The organism is Aurantibacter aestuarii (genome assembly GCF_003008425.1).
Lineage (GTDB): Bacteria > Bacteroidota > Bacteroidia > Flavobacteriales > Flavobacteriaceae > Aurantibacter > Aurantibacter aestuarii.
In genome coordinates this window covers 775302-795429 of sequence record NZ_PXOQ01000009.1, presented here as the reverse complement: position 1 = coordinate 795429, position 20128 = coordinate 775302, and the positions used below count along the sequence as shown (strand labels likewise).

Genomic DNA, 20128 nt, shown 5'->3' with positions numbered 1-20128 from the left:
GGTAACCAACTACCGAATGTTAATTCTAAAATAAAACGTTAAAAACTTAATGCTTTAAAGCAAAATGACCTTTTACTTCAAATTCAATTCCATCCTTTTTTACTAAAGCTAAAAACCAGTAGTCACTTCCAGGCATTAAATAGCCATTATAAAAACCGTTCCAACCAGGAGAATTATGTAATAAAGTTTTTAATAACTTACCATAGCGGTCAAAAATATAAACTATGGTACCATTTAATTGTTCAACTCCAGTAATATGCCAAGTATCATTATAACCGTCTCCATTTGGTGTAAAAAATAGTGGAGCATCTATTACAATGACTTCTTTTGTAACCGAATTACACCCTAATTGATCTATAACTGTAATAATGTGAGCTCCATGGGACACATCATTAAATACATTGGAAGTTTGTGGTAATCCACCATCTAATTGATATAAATAATCGCCAATTCCAGAAACTTCAATAGTTATAGAATTAGGGTCTGCAAAATCTACGGTTTGAGTAAACTCTATAGTTGCGGCTTCAGACTCTATAACATCAAACGAATCTGTTGTAGAACAACCTTGAGCAGTTGTAACAGTTAATGTATAGGAGCCAATAGAGTTAATTTCTATTTGAGCTGTCGTTTCGTTTGTAGACCATAAATAAGTATCTGTAGAAAAGCCAGTGTCGGCATTTATAACTAATGGTAAATTATCTAAACAAAGCGGTTTGTCATCAAGTTCTACTACAGGTTTTCTGTTTACAATAGTACTAAAAGTGGTCGTATTATAACAACCTGTTGTATTATTTTCAATTCTAATAAAATACACTTGGTTATGCTCTGAAACAACATTTAAATCTGTTATAGCATTGGTGTTATCATCTGCATCTTGTTGCGAGTTAAAATAATTAACGCTGAAGTTGGCAGGGTTTTGTGCGCCAAGTATAGCAGGAGTTTGAATACTTAAGTCAAATGGTTCCATAAAATCATAATCCGTATCACAAGTCACTAAGTTGTTTACGATTCCCACTGAAGGTCTTGGGTTGACTTGTAGATTAAAACTAGTTATATTAAAGCAATCACTACCAGAGAAATTAGCCCTAACGAACAAAGTAGTATTTGTAGCGCTATAGGTAAATGGATTACTTAATGGATTATTTTGAGTGGTCGCATCATTTTGGGAAGCATAAAACTCTAACACAACATTCGTTTGAGTATTTATTAAAGCTTCTGTGATGTCGTTAAAATCGAAAGTAGACGCAGTATTGTCGCAAGTTTCAAAATTTAAGTTAGTTTCTAACGTTGGAGGCACTTCTACATTTAAAACCAGTTCTACAGTGTCGAAGCATGTTGTTGATGTATTTAGAATTTGAATGATAACCGTTTGCGGGTTAGAGATATTAGTATAATTAGTCACATTTGCAGTAGGAATTTGATTGGTATTATTATCAAAATCTGTTTGAGAAGGGAAATAGTTTACTTCAATATCATCTTGTCTTACACCTAAATCAGAAAGTACTTCATCTTCAACAGCTGTTAAGTCAAATTGAGCTATTCCATCAGTATTAGTGTCGCAAACTGTTAATGGAGCAGGAGTAACTCCAGAAGGTATCGGGTTTACAAGAATTTCAAAATTATCTACTCCATCACATATAGTACCGTTATCTATATTAAAATATAAGGTTTGTGGATTTTGTGTATTGGTGAAATTTGTAATGTCCGGTATAGGGTTGACTGTGTCAATAGCGTCTTGCTCAGTAAAATAATAAGTAATAGTTAAGTTTTGAGAAGATCCTTGTTGAAGTACAGTTGAAAAGTTAGATAAATCAAAAGTGGCAATGCCGTCATTCGAAGCATCATCACAAGTGCCAAAATTTCCAAAAGCGGTGTTATAAATAGGGATTTGACCAATATTAATTTCAAAATCTCCAACGGTTGCACAGCTAGGATCGTTTATGTTTTCAACTCGAACAAATATTGTTTCTACTGCGTTTGAAGTCTGATAAGCTATTGTTTTATCAATTAAATCGGCAGTCATTCCATTGGCAGGATCATAATTGTCTGCACCCGACTGAGAAGAAAAGTAAAAGACTTGAATGCCGGTTTGAGCTCCTAAAATTTCGGCATCTTTTTCCATTTCAAAAAAGAATTCACCTTGAGTGTCCCCAGGATTTAAACAAACAACATAGTCTTCAATAGTTGGAACTACAGGTTTAGGGTTTACTATAATTTCAAAAGATTGGACATCAAAACAACCTGTACTTGCGTTTTCAACACGAGCAAATAAAGTGGTTGAGCTTGTGTTATATGCTGTTGGTGTGGTTATAGCATTTGTTGCACTTTCTGCATCTAGATTATTTGTGTAAAATGTGAAATTTAATCCAGCACCATTATTTATTTCAGGGATTACGGTTTCTAAATCTATCACAGCATCGCTGGTACCATCTGCATTACATCTATAAATAATATTTGCAGGATTTAAGCTTGGTGCTGGTAGAAAATTAATTAATAACTCTTCTATAGCAATACATCCTGTAAGTTGGTTTGTAACTGTAACAAAAAAGCTTTGTGGATTGCTAACTGGGAAAATAACTTGAGAAGTTCCATATTGGTTAGTGTCGTCTTCCGCGTCTTGTAGTGTTGGAAAAAAAGTATAATTAAAAGTCCCAGAAGATGTAACTTCCGAATCTAAATAGGGTTCGAAATCCGTGAAATTGACAGGGACTTCAGATAAGTCGTCATCATTATCACAATAATCTTGAGCTGTTAAAGGGTTTACTGCAACACCATCAAAAATGATAAGTGTAATATTATTATTATAAGAACAAGTAGGACCTACACGATCTAGTCTTACAAATATTGTGGTGTCACCATTAATAATATAAGGTACTGTTTGGTCAATTTCTGGTTCAGAAGGATTAGTTACAGGGTCATTTTCATAAAACAATACTGTAGTATCATCGACATCATTTAAAATAAATCCTGCAATAGTTGTTAAATCAAATTCTACCATACCGTCAAAATCATTATCACACTCACCATATTCCACAGGACTAGCAGGTGTAATTATAAAGTCTGTACCTGTATAAAGTAAAAAGGTATGTAATTCTATAGGATGAATGGTTGCGCAACCAGATGCATCGTCTACGACTCTAATATAAACGAGTTGTTCTTCAGGAATTATATTGGTGTAATTAGTTGGGTCTGGAATTGGATTATTGCCTGTATTGGCATCTGGTAAATTTTCATGATAGGTTACTGTAACGCCTGTTAATCCACCTAAAATATCAGCCTCAACACTTGTAATATCGAATGCTGCAAAATCTGCTTCAAACATACAAGCATCAATTTGTTGTACTTCGGTATTAATAACAGGGTTGTCATTTTCAATAAGCTCTACATCTCCCGTATCGAAACATCCTGCACTTGTAGTTACTCTAATATAAACAATTTCTGGGGTTGAAGCAGGTGTGTAAGGAAAGGTTAATGGATTATTTCCCGATTGAGCGTCTCCAGGTGTATTATGATAAGTTACCAAAAAATTAGGATTCATGCCAGTAATAGCATCATCTAAAACTGGTAAAAAAGCACCTCCATCATTGGCGCAAATTGTAAATGGATCTGTTGGGTCTGTAATTATAGGAAATTCATTTACTATTAAGTTAAAGGTAGATACATATATACAGCCTTGACTATTTACAGCTCTAATAAATATAAGTTCTGGACTTGTGTTATTAGTGTAATTATTTGGATTTGGAATAGGTGAATTTCCAGAAATGGCATCAGCGTTTGTAGAATGATAGCTTATGGTATATGTTTCAGGTTGTGGTAAATTTGAAGTCATCTGCGTTTCAGCAGAAGAAAAATCAAAAACTTCAAGCCCATCGTTAGTAGGGTCATCACATAATGCTAAATCCGATAAAATAGGGCCAGTTTCAATATTATTTAAATTTACAACAACAGAATCCGAAAAAGTACAAGTGCTACCATTTAAAGGTATAGAGACAGTAATTTCGTAGGTTCCTGACTGATTAACTGAAACTATAGGCATATCGTTTAATGATGGTAATGCCGTACCATTTAATGTCCAGGTGTAACTTGCGTTTGAGTTTAATACAGTCCCATCTAAAGAAGCGGCGTCATTACAGGTAAAAATATCAGGACCTAAGTCCACTGTATTATCAAAACTATTGGCTTGGATAAATACCGCAGAATCAAAAAACTGGTCTCGAGCATCGGCAATAATAAGTTTAATAGTATAGGTAACGTTTGCTGTAACTGCAGCAGATGCTGTTAATACGGTCGTTCTGCCATTATAATTGGTGTCTCCAATATTAAAACCTTCAAAATATTGCTCATTAACAGCAGCACAACCTGCATCGTTTCCGCTGGGAAGTATTTCATTATGAATGGTTGTGGTATTTACAGGTGTGGTTGTTCCCGGAATTAAAGCGATATTTACGAATGGATTAGTTGTACCGGTTTCTTTTATTAAAAAAGCAAATCCATCAGAATATTCGCAAGGATTATTGCCAAAATATTCTTCGGATGCTAAAATATAATTAAACTCAACTAAATCAGTTCCAGAAATAAAATCAAATTGAATAGACGTTGCATTTATAAAAGTCTCAGAGCTTCCTAATGCAGTATTTAAGTCGGGATCATTTCCCCAAGAGGCACTTCCAGAATTTAGAGCAGAGGTAATTGTTGTGTTTCCGGCTTCATTAACATCTCCCGTAGTTAATATAATACCACTTTCAAAAGGAAAATTGGAATTAGCGCGATTAAACAAGCCAAAGCTATCTAAATTATTTACAGAACCATTTACAGAAGAACTGATATTACTAATCTCTACACAGCCACTAGCTAAATTATTCTGTATTAAATCCTGAAGAGAATTTGAACTATCTGTAGTGATTTGTTGTCCTATAGAAAAGTTACTCGAGAAAAAAAGTATTGTTATTACTATAAATTTAATATGTTTTAAAAACTTACTCATAAATATTTTAATGTCTGTACAAATTTATTGCTTTTTATGTTAACAACCTTTATCTATTAAGGTAAACCCATCCTGTTAATTGCTTTTCAGGGCTGTTATTTACATTTAACACATAGTAATAAGTGCCAACAGGTAAAATTTTACCTTTATTTATACCACGGTTAGAAGTTCCATCCCAAGGTTGATTTTGAGATCCAATAAAAGTAAGCGTGCCATAACGATTATAGATATATAAATCATAAACTGGATTGTTATTATTGTAAAAATTAATATTCAATATATCATTTAAGCCATCATTGTTTGGAGAAATTCCTGTTGAAACAAATGGAGGACAGTTATCTATTTGAAGGGTTATAGTAATAATATCAAAACAAGAAGTGTTTTCTGCTAAAACATAAATAACTTCAGGGAAAAATTGACTACTGTAATTGGTAATATTTAAAATTTCATTTTGCTGTAGATTTAAATCTTCTAAGGATTCAAAATAAGAAAAAGATAGATAGCTGTTTTGAAGTGTAGGTGTTAATGCGTCTTCTAAATTAAAATAATAGACATTGGTTGTTTCTATACATGTTTCAAAGAGGTTAAGTGGAATAATCATTGGTGCAGGAAACAATACTACATTATCTTGAGCAGAATTATTAGTTTCCAGTATTTCTAAAACATTACCATTTCCAGCACCATCATCATCAACAACAATAGTTAAAGTAAAATCTAATGGAATTTGATCTGGTACTATATAAGTTTCCTGATGTGTTTCAAAATCTCCAATATTAATACTATTAAAGGTTTGAGACTGTCCAATTAATGTACTGTTAGCATAAATGGCAATCGCTGTTTGAGCAGGAAGTGCTTCTGTAGAATTAAAATTAGTAATATCATAGATTAATGAAACTTCTCTAGTATTACAAGCCACATCAACATTCAAATTTTCTACTGAGGCATCCGGAACCTGACTGTTTAAAACGGTAATAATATTATTTAAAATAATTAAATCTGCTCTATAGAAACCATTACTGTCAAATCCACCAGTGGTTAGCTTTATTGTAGCTTGTGTATCTCCAACATTTATGTTGTTTTCTATATCATACACATCTAAATCCATATTAAATAAGGTATTACTATTGCTAAAGGTATTTGTGCCATTAAATGCATTATCTGAATTATTTAATGGAGGATTAGATAAGATATTATCGTTAATTAGAAGGCTTTCTCCAAAATTTAATGCATTGTCACCTTCCCAAGCTAAAAATCCAATTTTTGCATCTTGGTTATCTAACACATTTAAATTATCTATAATGATTTCTTTTTCTGGAACAAATCGATTAATAATATCTAAACCCACAAAAAGATTTACTTGGTTTAGTGGTAAATTATCGTTTCTATAAATAATATAAATACTCCAGCCAGCAAAATTAGTTCGGTTTCCACAATAAGTGGTGTTAGGTGTCAACACATTAGAGACATCTAAATTTGAAAGTGTATAATTGGTGTTACCTTCAGAAAGTACAAAGGACGTAATATCTGCAACACAAGAAAAATAGGGTAGAGATGAAGTTGGAGATTCGTTATAGAACACATTAAAAGTTTGTTCGGAAGTGAAATCTTGATTGTTTAATGTAATGGTTTCATCTCCCATTCCAGAACCTGCCCAAAATAAATAAGCAGCAATTATTTCGTTTGCGGGATCTAAATTTAAGTCGGCTGAAGATGAGCTTAACAACTGACAAAAACTTCCATCTAAATTATTTTCTGCAGGGTTTAAAGTGTTTCCTATAGCTGTATAGTCGTAACGCCCGTTATATTGTTGGAAGCTCGTAATTTCTTGTGCGAAAAAAACTCCTGAATATAAAAAAAATAGAAAAAATAATTTTTTAAGCATTTTAAAGATATAAGATGCTTAAATATAATGCTTTATCTTTTTAAAGTGAAATTATTTTTATAAACTCTTCCATCTTCTAAAGTTACCATAAACCAATAGTCGTTAGTAGGCATAGGTATTCCGTTATAAGTGCCATCCCAACCTGGACCAGTAGGATTAATTCGGGTTAATAATTTTCCGTAGCGATCAAAAATATAAATTTCTGCATCTGCCTGAAAAATTTCGTTTACACCATTAACTTGCCAAAAGTCGTTAAATCCATCGTTATTTGGTGTAAAGAAATTAGGAAAACCAATTACAGATATAGTTTGCTCTGCAATTCCACAATTATTCTTGATATCCTTAACCATAACGGTATAGATTCCAGCAGGGATATAATAAAATAAACCTGTTTCCTGGTATCCGTAAAAATCTCCATTTTGATTTAATAAGCCATACTCGTAAGTACCGCTACCAGTTACACTAACGTCAACAACATTATTTAAACTATTACCATCATTTACATAAATAGGTTGAGTAATTACTGCAATATCTGATGCTTCTATTGTTATTGTCTTGGATTTTTGGCAACCTGTATTAGGGTTAATAACCGTAACGGTATATACCCCAACTTGGTTTACTTCTATAGAAGGTGTTGTTTCTCCGGTAGTCCAACTAAAATCAAAATTATTAGGGTCTCCAATTAAACCACTGTCTAATGTTTGTGTAATAGGAAATTCATTTAAACAATAATAAATTAGCTCATCATCATCTAATTGTGGTCTAGGATTAACTGTTAAAGTTATTTCATTAATACCAAAACAGTCATTACCACTTTCTGCTCTCGCATAAATAATTTGATTGTATGGAGTTGTATTGGTATAACTTAATGGTAATGGATTGTTTTCTAAAACAGCATCATCTAAAGTCTCATAATAATTTAAAGTAATACCACCTGGTAAACCATTTAAAATTATACTTGTAAAACTATTTAAATCAAACGTATTCATACCGTCTTCAGAACCCAATTCATCACAAACTTCTGGAGCAGTATAATCACTAATTTGAGTGTTGCTAATTTCTAAATTAATTTCAGCTATTTTTTTACAACCAGTAGAGTCATTTGTCACAACTGCGTAAACAGTTTCATTTGGTAAGGTATTGGTGTAGTTTTCTGCAGAGATTGGCGAAGTTTCAGCATTTGCATTATTTAAAGTGTCATAAAAAATAATTGTGCTGGTAGTACTACTATTTGTAATTTCATCAAAAGCCTCATTTAAATTAAATTGAGTAATTCCATCTGAAACGCCATCTTCGTCACACTGTTTTAAAGTAACATTATTTGCTGTAGGTACTGGATTAATAGTAACTTGAAAAGAAGCGGTTTCATAACAGTCTTCATTTAAATTGTTTTCAATTCTAACATATAATGTCTGATTAAATGGTGTTGTGTTGTAATAAGAGTTACCCAAATTTCCAGAATCGTTAATGGCTCCATTTTCATCTATGTGATAGGTAATAGTAAATTCTGAAGCGTTTTGTGATCCTAAAATGGAAGCATTAAATGCAGATAGGTTTATTGTAGTTTGTCCATTAGCATCATCTCCGTCAGAAGTATCATCACAAGCTTCAAAATTAGCTAATGAAACTATTTCTGGAGTATCGTAAACCCCAATTTGAAATTGTGTTAACGCAAAGCAATCTGGGTTTCCTATATTTTGAACTCTAGCATATATAGTTTGAGGTACACTTGTATTTTGATACGTGCCTATTATAGGATTAGTGTTGTTATTGGCATTTACTTGATTTGTAAAATATAATACTTGATAAATGTTTGGATCTTGACCATTTAAAATGAATGAATCTTGAACAGTTAAATCAAAATTAGCTAAATCATCGTCATTATCATCACAAATAAAGTAAGGGTTTGGAGTTGAGGCAATTGGTATATCATAATAAGTTACAATAGCCTGACCTTCTAAAACATTACAGTCCCCATTTGTGTTACCAATTATAACCTTATAGGTGCCTGCTTCAGTTACTGTTAATTCATTTTGTGGTGTTGGTGTTGGAAGTAGTATGTCATTTTGATACCACTCATAAACACCATTAGGTACTACTTCTGCCTCTAAAGTATAAGAATCTCCAGTACATAAAGGAAGATTAATGTCAGAGGTCATATTGTTAGGAGTAATGTCTATACTTTCTTTAAAGAAAGAAGCTATAAATGGCGGTAAACCCTGTCTTGATAAATTATTTAGTGGTATGGCAGCGTGCAAATAATTTGAAGCGAAACCCAATTCATTTGGATTATTTATAACACTTAATGAAGGTAAGCCTGTATCATAAGAACTGCTCATAGATCTATAGATTTTTCCGTCTGGACCTAATTGTAGACTACTTCTATAAAGATTTCTTTCATCTAATACAACTTGACTATTTGAAACATTAGCAGCATTAACATCGAATTGAGTCAACGAAGATAAATGGTTCGCTGCATTGTTGTTATCGGATGGGCTTGAACTAAAAAAATCATTTGAGGCAGCCACATAAAGAAATCTATTATTTGGAGAAAATTCTACACCATAAGGTTTATTATAACTAGAAGTAAAAGAAAGAATTTCTAAATTGCTAAATTGTCCTGTATTAACATCAAAGTCTAGAAGTAATAATCCCGATCCTATGTTTGCACTTGCTGCTTTGGTTCCATCAGGTGAGAATTTTAAATTTCCACGTAATTCACTTATATTTATATTAGTAAATACACTTTTAACTGCTAGTGGGTTCACTCCTGTATTTGAAATTTCAAAAGAATGAAAGGTGTTCATTTGACTTACATTTGTTCCGCTGACACTTGAAAACGCAGAGACCCATATATTTCCAGTATTGCAATCCTGTAGAACAGCAGAAACTTTTTCAGCACAAGCTTGTATTAAATTAAAGTTTTTTTGGATAACGACACCAAGTCCATTATCACCTGTCATATCTACAGTAGAGTAGTTAAGGCCTAAAACCCCTTGATTAGACCCTACAGTGAATATATAGTATATATTTGGATCTCCTGGTTTAGGTACAATAATTGCAGACTGAGAACTAGATTGATCCCCTTTTAATCCATTACCATTTTGCATTACTGTATGTGCAGCATTATAAACAGTTTTTCCGTCTGTATACATTAAAAGCTGTCCGCTTTCATTTGATATTGATGTGCAGCCCTCAATAGTAGAGAGTTGTCCATTATTCAAATTTGTAATATTATTATTTGCATCAAAATTAATTCCCGCATTGTTACCAAAATACCAATTGGAAGCTTGTTGCTGTGCAGTAATATTAGTGGCAAGGAGTAATAATGTAAAAACTATAAAGTAGGTCAATCTCATCATGTAACAAAGATATTACAAAAAATAGAATGAGTATTCGACTAAATGTTAAATTATAAGCATTATAAGTCTCTTTTTTGCAGCAGTGTATAGGATAAAATTGTAAAAATGCTAATCCAACCGACAACGATTAATAATTCATGAAAATGTACAGCATAGTCAAATGAATATTTTTCTCCAACTTGTTTTGCAAGTTCTTTTGCGGCACCTAAACGAGTTATTGGTTCCTTTATAAGATTTGACATAGACTCTAATGGGAAAAACTGCGTAATAGACTCCCAGTTATTTTTGGTAGCTTCAATTTCAAATCTTAAAAACCCGTAAGCTATTTTTTCACCTACAAACCACACAAACAAAAAACCTAAAGCAAATGCCGAACGTTTAATTAATATGCCTAAGAATAAGCAAAAGGAGAAAAAACCAACTAGTTTTATAAAAAATGCTATTAAATATTCTAAATCTGAAAAAACATGATAGGGTTCCGTAATACTTGAAAAACTATAACCTAATAGTAATGATATGATGAATACAAAAATTGTTGAAATTAATGAGAATACTATTACAGTTAGGAATTTTGAAGCAATAAACTCTTTTTTACTTAACCCATCAATAAGATTCTGCTTTATGGTTTTATTACTGTATTCGTTAGCCATCATTGAAACTATAACAACCGCCAAAAAGAATTTTAATGAGGCTGCGACGTAGGTGTTAAAATGCCATATATATGGAAAATTGAAAATTCCTTGTTCGGCTAAGTGAAATTTAATTGGACCAATATTAAATTTTATCGATGCAATTAAAGCAATACAAGCTAATAAAATAAAATAAGCTAATATTAATACTTTGCTAGCTCGGTTATTCCAAAGCTTTATAAATTCTATATGTAATAAACGTATCATCAATGGTCTGTTTTATTGGTTAGTTGTAAAAATTGCTCTTCTAGACTTTCTTTTCGTTTAACTAAGTGTGTTAAGGTAATACCTTGTTGAAATAAAAACTCATTTAAGTCTTTTGCCGATAATTCGTCTTCTAAATAAGCTGTTAATAAATCATCAGTAATTTTTATGTTTTTAATAACTTGATGCTGTTCTAAACACTGAGCTAAAGCTTCTAAGTTTTCGCTTTTTAATTCAAAAAAACCATTAGTAGAAATCATTTCATCTACTCGACCAGTATATAAATTTTCTCCTTTTCTTAGTACCACCACATGTGAGCAAACCTTTTCAACTTCATCAAGTAAGTGAGAAGCCAATAAAATTGTAGTTCCAAGCCCAGCAATTTTTCTAATAATGTCTCTTATCTGGTGTATTCCTTGTGGATCTAACCCATTTGTTGGCTCATCTAAAATTAAAATTTCAGGATCATTTAGCAGTGCAGACGCTATTGCCAAACGCTGTTTCATTCCTAAAGAAAAGGTTTTAAATTTACTGTCCTTACGTTCTAATAGCCCAACTAACTCAAGTTTTTCATTAATTTTTGACTCATCTATATTTTTAATTTTACAAACGAGTCTTAGGTTTTTATAAGCGGACATATATGGGTAAAAGTTAGGGCGCTCAATGATGGCTCCTACTTTTTTTAAGGCTTCATGGGTTGTAATAGTTCCATCAAACCAACTATATGTACCTCCAGATTTGTTTACAACGTTTAAAACGATACCTAAAGTAGTCGATTTTCCGCTACCGTTTGGCCCTAAAATCCCATAAACATGACCTTTATTTATGGTAAAAGAAAGGTTGTTTACAGCCTTAAGTTTACCGTAGTTTTTCGATAAATTGTTAATGCTAAGAATAGTGTCCAAAATAAATTTGATGTTTTGTGGTTTAATGGTTCGACGATAAACTGTCATAATTGTTACAGCTTTTTTGATTTATGTTGAATTCTTGTAGACAATGTTTATATTTACCTTAAAATTTTTTTATGACTATGAAGTTGAAATTATTGTTAAGCCTTATTCTATTTGGAGTTTTATTTAATTGTGAGAGCGATGAAAATACAGATATCTTAAATCAAAGAGATACAAAGGTATATGATTTGGGTTCTGTTTCGGATCCTGCAATAACTGGTTTTGCAACTTTTATTGAAAACACAAATGGAACAGTAACAATAGAATTAGAATTGTCTAATACTATTGAAGGTGAAATGCACCCTGCACACCTACATTTCAATACTGCTGCTGAAACAGGAGCCATAGCCTTAACACTTGGCACTGTAAGTGGAATTTCAGGAAAAAGTACAGTAACTGTAAGTGCTTTAGATGATGGAACTCCAATTGACTATAATACTTTAAGAAATTTTGATGGTTACATTAATGTGCACCAAAGTGAAAGCGATTTGAATACTTTAGTTGCTCAGGGCGATATTGGTCAAAATGATTTAACAGGAGAAGTAAAGTTTTATAATCTTAGTGAGGTTGATTTATCGGGGATAAGTGGCACAGCTAATTTTTTTGAAAGAAATAATGGAGAAGCTTTAGCTGTTTTAGAGTTGCAGGGAACAATTGTTGGCACAAGTTATTTAGCAAATTTGAGAGAAAATGATGTAGTTACAACTGGCTCTATTACATTTACTTTTAATGATGTTAATGGAGAAACTGGTTTAAGTATAACTAATTTATCAAACTTGGATGGAACAACAGAATTCTTTGGTTTTGATGATTTACTAGAATATAATGGTCATATCAATATTCAGGAACCTGATAACACCATGGCTATTGTTGCCACAACAAATATTGGAAGTAATGAAGGTGTTTTTATACCTCAAACCATAAGTTACGATGTTACGAATGTGGATGATACGGCATACATATTTAATGGAAATGGACTAATGGATGCGCAAAATCCAAACCTAACATTTATAAGAGGAAACACTTATATTCTTAATTTAAATGTTACAGGAGAGCCTTTTTATATTAAAACTATTCAAGGTAATGGAATAGCAGACAGTTATAATGATGGTGTTTCTGGAAATGGTAATGAAACTGGAACACTTGAGTTTATCGTACCAGATAATGCACCAGACAATTTATTTTATAATAGTGAGTTTAGCTCTACAATGACCGGATCAATATCTATTACTAATTAGTAGATAAGTTTAAAAAAAATCCCCAAAAATAATTTTGGGGATTTTTTTATTTAATTCCAATTTTCATCAAAATCTAGATTATCATAATCTTCAACGTCAAAATCATCATCATAGTCGTCTAAATCAAAATCATCATCTTCTGCTTCAAACACTTTATCTGGAGCAGCATCAGGAATTTGACCATGAACAAACATTAAATTTGGATAGTCTATTCCAGCTTCTTCATCTACTATTTCAGCTAATTCCACAAAGAAAGTCCACATGCTTAAAAAATCATAAATATAAATAAGCTTGGTTTGTTTTTTATGAACCGTATCATCTAAAATACTTTCATTCATTAGTCTTACAGAGTCCATACTGTCACTTACGTCAAACAAAGAAATTTCTTCACCTTGAGTCCAGTCGTCGTCACTTAAATAAAAGGACGCCATTTCAGAACCATCAAATCCAAAAGCCTGAACAATACTATTATGTAAATCCTCTAAGGTATCGGTCATTCTAATTTCGATATCTCTAAAAATATCTTCTTTGGTGTCATTATCTAATATAACTCTAAATCTGTATATCATAAATTATGAATTTTTTTGATTGGCAAATATACTATTGTTACTTCTTTTTTTAAGCGATTTTCTCTTTTTTAGATCGGCATTCCAAAAAGATATAAAACTGTACTCCAATAAGCATGCTAGCCAATACTAAATGTATAGGTTGAGATAAATATGGAAAATGGAAGTAATACATGGCAATACCTGTGGCCACTTCAGCAAGAATTAAAACCAAAACAAAGTATAACTTGTTATATCCTAAAAAACGGGTTCTGTTTAAGTAAAGTAGCGCTAGATTAATAAGTAAAACAATAGCAGAAAATGTGCGATGAATGTAAAATTTAAAATCTGGCTGATCAAGCCAAAGTGTTTTATTGTAACCAATAGATTTTATTTGTTCATCAACATCTTGGCGTATTTGTGTACCTAAAACAATTTGAATTAAGGATAACGCAATAGCAATTACAATTAATGTCTTAAACGACTTATCATATTTATGTAATTTGAAGGTTTTTTTTGAGGCATAAATAAGGTAAAGTATAAATGCTACAATAACCAATGCCATAACCATATGTATAGTAATTTTATATGGGGCTAAATTAGAATCAACTACAGTTTTACCTAACCAGGCTTGAAAAGCCATACCAAAAACTGTAAGTATGGAGATTATAGTAATCCATTTATTTTTACGCCAGAACCAGAATGAAATAAAAGTAAATATTAATATTGGTATGCCAGAAAGTGCTCCAATTAATCTATTTACATATTCCACCCAGGTATGGGTTGGATTATAAATGGCATAGTCGTGTTTAGTGTAAGTATCCCAATTTGTAGTATTGATTTTTTCGGATGATTTAAAATTTGATTTAGCAACTAATAACGATTCGTTTTCAACAATAATAATACCTTTCTGGTAATCGTGATTTGGTTTAAATTCTAGTTCTTCTGCAGAAGTTGGTGGGACATAATAGCCAAAACACTTAGGCCAGTCTGGGCAACCCATTCCAGAGCCTGTCATTCTTACCACAGCACCCGCAACAATTACAAGGTAGATAAGTACTAAAGCCGTTTTAGCAATATTTCTGAAATAACGTTTCATACGTTTAATTTATTGAGCCGTTAAACCTAATTCTTTCCCTTTTTTTAGCATGAGCTGAAATGCTGCGTCATGCTCGTTTGGAATATCTCCTTCTAAAATAGCTTCTTTTATGGCTTCTTTAATCTGACCTATTTCTCTGGATGGTTTTATATTAAAGGTAGCCATAATTTCTTCACCAGAAACAGGTGGTTGAAAATTTCTTATACTATCTTTTTCTTCAACTTCTATAATTTTTTCTCTAACAATTTTAAAGTTGTTATGATACTTGTTGAATTTTTTAGGATTTTTAGTCGTAATGTCGGCTTCACAAAGCGTCATTAAATCATCCACATAATCTCCTGCATCAAACACCAAACGTCTAACTGCAGAATCTGTAACTATATCTTGTGCTAGAACTATGGGTCTTGAGCTCATATAAACCATTTTCTGGACAAACTTCATCTTATCATTTAAAGGCATTTTTAAGCGTTTAAACAATTGATAGACCATTTTTGAACCTTCAAACTCGTGGCTGTGAAATGTCCAACCCACTTTTTTACTGAATTTTTTTGTGGGAGCTTTCCCAATATCGTGTAGTAAAGCCGCCCATCGAAGCCAAAGATTATCAGTATTTTGTGCTATGTTATCTACTACTTCTAAGGTATGATAAAAATTATCTTTATGTTTCTGTCCTTCAACTTCGTCTATGCCTTTTAAAGCAGTTAATTCTGGTAAAATATATTCTAATAAGCCTGTTTGCTCAAGATGTAAAAATCCAATAGAAGGCACTTTGCTTTCAAGAATTTTATGTAACTCCACCACAATACGCTCATTGGTTATAATCTTAATACGCTCGCTGTTTTTTGAAATAGCCTCTAAAGAGTTTTTTTCAATTGTAAAATCCAGTTGTGTAGCAAAACGTATAGCACGCATCATACGTAATGGATCGTCGCTATAGGTAATATCTGGATTTAGTGGAGTACGGATTAGTTTCGACTTTAAATCTGCAATCCCATTAAACGGATCTAATAAATCCCCAAAAGTGTTTTCATTTAAACTTAGGGCTAGCGCATTTATAGTAAAATCTCTTCGATTCTGGTCGTCTTGAAGTGTCCCATTTTCGACAACAGGATTTCGGCTATCTTCATTATAAGATTCTTTACGCGCTCCAACAAATTCGACCTCAATATCTTTATACTTAAGCATAGCGGTCCCATAAGTTTTAAATATCTGTACATTTGGGCGCTCAGGAAGTAGTTTTGCAACTGCTTTGGCTAAGTTTATTCCGCTGCCAACTGCAACTATATCAATGTCTTTAGCACTTCCTCTTTGTAATAAATAATCTCTAACAAAGCCACCAATAACATAGCTTTCTATATTTAATTGTTGTGCAGCTTGCGTAATATATTTAAAAATAGAATGTTGTAAAGCGTCTTTATGGTTCATTGATACTATTTATAATAGAGCTTTTTAAGCTCTTATTACTGTAATTGTTCCATCAAGTTCTAGTTTTAGAATTTGAGATGGGGAATTGTTTTGATTTACAGACAAATTTACGACATAGTCTACACCTTTTAAAATTTGCTCACTAATTTCATCAAATGTTTTTGGAGTAGCTTCCCCCGAAATATTAGCGGAAGTAGACACAATAGGTTTGCCAAATGCAGTAATAAGCTCATGAGCAAATCCTTGTGTTACAATTCTTATTGCTATGCTGTTGTCTTGAGAGATTAAATTAGAGGCTAGACCAATGGGTTGGTTGTAAATAATAGTTGTTGGTTTAATGACGTTTTTTAAAAGCTCTAAAGCTTCGTTTGGAACATGCTTTATATATTTTTTTAGCATAGCCACATCATTTACCAAACAGATTAATGCTTTGCTGTCATCACGTTGTTTTAAAGTGTAAATTTTTTTTACAGCAGTTTCGTTGGTCGCATCGCAACCTATACCATAGACCGTATCCGTAGGGTATAGTAGAGTTTTTTGGTTTAGTAAAATGGTTTTAGCCTTAGAAATCATACAATATGCAATGTAAAAGCGAAATTAAAATTATATTTGTTAGAATTATAGTTAAATGTTATTAGCTTTTTAAAATTATGAATTTATCGGTTGTAATGCCTGTTTTTAATGCTGAAAAATACTTGAAAGAATCTATTGAAAGTATTTTAAACCAAACCTATCAGGATTTTGAATTTTTAATTTTAAATGATTGTTCTACAGATGGTAGTTTAGACATTATTAATGATTTTGCAGCACAAGATAGTAGAATACAGGTTTTTGATTTTAAAGAAAATAAAAAGCCTGCCTTTATTCGTTCTTTTGCGGTTAAAGAAGCTAAAACTCATCTTATAGCATTTGCAGATGCAGATGATGTGTATTTGCCTAAACGTTTTGAAACTCAGGTTAATTATATGCAAACACATCCGGAAATAGATATTTGCGGAACTTGGTTTAAATTATTTGGAACCTCTATTGAATCACAGATTATAAAACACAAACCGGAAAACCAGCAAATAAAAGCTCGTTTTTTGGTAGACAGTCATATTGGTTTTCCAACTGCTATAGTTAGGAAAAAAGTTTTTGAGACTATTTCTTTTGATAAAAGTTATTTTCCTATAGAAGATTATGAGTTTTTAGCCAAAGCTACAAAACAATATACTTTTTATAATCTACAAAAAGTACTTGTAAATTACAGGTGGCACGATACTAATGTTAGCCATACAGCAAACACCAAACTTGAAAGTTTACATTTTAAAGTAAGACACAAGTTATTTAATTTACTATTTGAAAAACAGTATACTTTCTCAGAAAGCCTTATTTATTTATATGCTTTAAAATATCAAACTCAATTAGAAAATATTAAATTGATTGACGTTTTAAAAGCAGGTAAAGAAATTTTAGATTATGAAATGAATTTAGAATTTCGAAATGAGTTAGAAATTATAATTAATGAGGCCCGAGAAGTTTACTTGTTTAAATCAAAAAAAATAGATTTTCAAGTAATTACATTTCTTAAAAAATCATGTAAACCTTTCTACAATTCATTAGACTTTAAATTTAAAAAACGTTTGTACAAGAAGATGATTAAGAATTTTTTGTAGTAAATATCGCTTTTAATTTATGCTTCAATTTTTTAGTAAAAGAAATTTTCTTTTTTCTCTCTTCATAAGCTAAATATTTAAAAAACATATTTTCAAAATTGGTGTAATATTTTGAATATATATCATGATGCTTTAAAAAAATTTTAAGTCTATTTATGGCTCTGATGTTGTTGGACTTGTCTGCTTGGTCTGTAGCAGAAGTTAAAAATTCAGTTTTTCTGTACAGAAAAAGTTCTTCATTAATTTTTATGACATTTCCTCCATTTTTTAAAATAGAAATCCATAAATCCCAGTCCTCATAGTGAGTTAATTCGGTATCAAAGCCGTTTGCATTTATAAAATCATTTCTTCTAATTACCGCACTTATGTATATAATATTATCTTTTAAAAAATCTCTAAAATTAGTATAAACAGGTAGATTCCAAAGTTCTGTACACCTGCCAAACATTCTAGCGTCGGTGTAAACAATTTTAGTGTCTGGAAGGTCAAACTTCTGAATGCATTTTTCTATATAACTAGGTTTAATAAGATCATCTGCATCTAAAAAAATTAAAAATTCTCCCTTTGCTTTTCTTGCACCATTATTTCTGGCAATTGAAACGCCTGAGTTTTCTTGTTTTAAATATGTCAAGTTTTGCTTATCAAATGTAGCTCCGATAATTTCGTGGAGTTCAACTCTAGAGCCATCATCTACAAGAATTATTTCTATAAATTTATAGGTCTGGTTTAAAACAGATTCTATAGTCTCTTTAATGGTAGTTTCATTATTGTAATAAGGGATGATAACGGAAACTAACGAATTCATAATAAAAATTTTGGTTTAAAAATATTAGAATTAATATCTTTTTTATTCTATTGTTAAGCTTAATAATTTTAATATTGTATAGTTAGATAGTTTTGCAATAAATTATATGGATAAAGTTAATTATAATTTTCACGATTTTGATTTTTTCGAAGGGTTAAACTTTAAGTTTAACTTAAAAATTAGTTCAAATCCAAAAGTATCGATAATTATTCCTGTTTACAATCAAATTCTCTATACATTAAATTGTCTTTGGTCATTAAAAACAGAGTTAAAATGTATCGATTCAGAAATTATTATTATTAACGATAATAGTACAGATAATACTCTTGAATTATTAGAAAAAATAGCAGGATTAAAAATTATAAATAATAGACAGAATTTAGGTTTTTTAAAAAACATTAATTTAGGAATTCAATCGTCTGTAGGAGAATATATATTGTTATTGAATAATGATGTAATTGTATTTCCTAATTTGTTACAAGAGTTATTAAGTACCTTTTCAAAGTTTAATAATGTTGGAGCTGTAGGTAGTAAAGCTATGCATCCCACAAATATTATTTTAGAGGCTGGCTCTGTAATATTTAAAAATGGTGTAACAACAAATTTAGGTAGAGGTCATAAGCCAGATTCGCCATTCGATCAATCTTTAAAATTAGTAGATTATTGTTCTGGTTATTGTCTTTTACTTAAACGATTTTTTCCAGATCAAACTTTGGTACAATTAGACGAAAAATTTTTACCTGCCTATTACGAAGAAACAGATTTGTGCATCACTTTAAAACATAAATTTAAAAAACATATTATTTACAATCCGTTTGCAGAATTAGTTCATTTTGAAAGCATCTCATATACAGCAGAAAAAAATGATAAAAAAGCAATGTTATTGAAAAAAAATAGATTTCAATTCCTTGCAAAATGGAAAAAAGAATTAGAACAATACTTGCCAGAAACTAGATATTCATATCATTCCTTAGCAAAAAACTACCTTACAGTAGGAAAAGTTTATTTATCAGATAAGATAAATGATAGCCTAGTAAACTCACTTATTAAAAATCACGATATCGCTTCGAGGCAAGTGTTTTTGGTCTTGAAAAAAGAATTAGATGCTAAACTCATGGAACGCTTAAGAAGAATTGGTGTAGAAGTGGTTTATCCTCATCTAAATTCTAAAAACAAGCCTATTTCATATTTTAAATTAATAAAGCAATTTGCAAAAACTAAAAATTTAATAATTACTTCAAATCTATTTTATAAATTGGTAATATCAATTGTTAGATTGAAACGATAAAC

General features: G+C 31.3%; 13 protein-coding genes. 3 read left to right on the top strand and 10 right to left on the bottom strand.

The window, feature by feature from the left end; genetic code table 11:
* Positions 1–46: 46 nt before the first annotated feature.
* From C7H52_RS10265 to C7H52_RS10245, 5 genes are read right to left on the bottom strand one after another with little or no spacing between them, the layout of a single operon-like run.
* Entirely contained in the window at positions 47–4984 is a 4938-nt protein-coding gene (locus tag C7H52_RS10265) for a T9SS type B sorting domain-containing protein (RefSeq protein ID WP_106463809.1), read from the bottom strand.
* Positions 4985–5033: 49 nt separating this feature from the next.
* Complete coding sequence (locus C7H52_RS10260; protein WP_106463808.1) at positions 5034–6866, bottom strand: T9SS type B sorting domain-containing protein; 1833 nt, start codon at positions 6864–6866, stop codon at positions 5034–5036.
* Between the two features lie 32 nt (positions 6867–6898).
* Positions 6899–10228, bottom strand: a complete 3330-nt coding sequence (locus C7H52_RS10255) for a T9SS type B sorting domain-containing protein (RefSeq protein WP_245918597.1) — start codon at positions 10226–10228, stop codon at positions 6899–6901.
* A 59-nt stretch (positions 10229–10287) separates the two neighbouring features.
* Complete coding sequence (locus C7H52_RS10250) at positions 10288–11124, bottom strand: ABC transporter permease (RefSeq protein WP_106463806.1); 837 nt, start codon at positions 11122–11124, stop codon at positions 10288–10290.
* Positions 11124–12026, bottom strand: a complete 903-nt coding sequence (locus tag C7H52_RS10245; protein ID WP_106463928.1) for an ABC transporter ATP-binding protein — start codon at positions 12024–12026, stop codon at positions 11124–11126. Before C7H52_RS10245 ends, C7H52_RS10250 begins: the two co-directional genes overlap by 1 nt.
* A 125-nt stretch (positions 12027–12151) precedes the next feature.
* Here C7H52_RS10245 and C7H52_RS10240 point away from each other — a divergent pair, with 125 nt between their 5' ends.
* Positions 12152–13309, top strand: coding sequence for a CHRD domain-containing protein (locus C7H52_RS10240; RefSeq protein WP_106463805.1), 1158 nt, complete (start codon positions 12152–12154; stop codon positions 13307–13309).
* A gap of 50 nt (positions 13310–13359) precedes the next feature.
* Here C7H52_RS10240 and C7H52_RS10235 read toward each other — a convergent pair whose 3' ends face one another.
* The 4 genes from C7H52_RS10235 to C7H52_RS10220 are packed head-to-tail and all read right to left on the bottom strand — an operon-like array spanning position 13360 to position 16951.
* Positions 13360–13878, bottom strand: a complete 519-nt coding sequence (locus C7H52_RS10235; RefSeq protein WP_106463804.1) for an IS1096 element passenger TnpR family protein — start codon at positions 13876–13878, stop codon at positions 13360–13362.
* A 49-nt stretch (positions 13879–13927) separates the two neighbouring features.
* Positions 13928–14953: a COX15/CtaA family protein gene (locus C7H52_RS10230; RefSeq protein ID WP_106463803.1), complete on the bottom strand. Its 1026-nt coding sequence runs from the start codon at positions 14951–14953 to the stop codon at positions 13928–13930.
* A 9-nt stretch (positions 14954–14962) separates the two neighbouring features.
* Positions 14963–16378, bottom strand: coding sequence for a CCA tRNA nucleotidyltransferase (locus C7H52_RS10225; protein ID WP_106463802.1), 1416 nt, complete (start codon positions 16376–16378; stop codon positions 14963–14965).
* Positions 16379–16402: 24 nt separating this feature from the next.
* Positions 16403–16951, bottom strand: coding sequence for an L-threonylcarbamoyladenylate synthase (locus C7H52_RS10220; RefSeq protein WP_106463801.1), 549 nt, complete (start codon positions 16949–16951; stop codon positions 16403–16405).
* 77 nt (positions 16952–17028) lie between these two features.
* On the opposite strand from C7H52_RS10220, the gene C7H52_RS10215 reads away from it, so the two are divergent.
* The gene (locus C7H52_RS10215) at positions 17029–18033 is read left to right on the top strand and encodes a glycosyltransferase family 2 protein (protein WP_106463800.1); all 1005 of its coding nucleotides are present in this window, start codon (positions 17029–17031) and stop codon (positions 18031–18033) included.
* Here the strand turns inward: C7H52_RS10215 and C7H52_RS10210 are convergent.
* The gene (locus C7H52_RS10210) at positions 18017–18838 is read right to left on the bottom strand and encodes a glycosyltransferase family 2 protein (protein ID WP_106463799.1); all 822 of its coding nucleotides are present in this window, start codon (positions 18836–18838) and stop codon (positions 18017–18019) included. The genes C7H52_RS10215 and C7H52_RS10210 overlap by 17 nt on opposite strands.
* A gap of 106 nt (positions 18839–18944) precedes the next feature.
* On the opposite strand from C7H52_RS10210, the gene C7H52_RS10205 reads away from it, so the two are divergent.
* Positions 18945–20126, top strand: a complete 1182-nt coding sequence (locus C7H52_RS10205) for a glycosyltransferase family 2 protein (protein ID WP_106463798.1) — start codon at positions 18945–18947, stop codon at positions 20124–20126.
* Positions 20127–20128 lie beyond the last annotated feature (2 nt).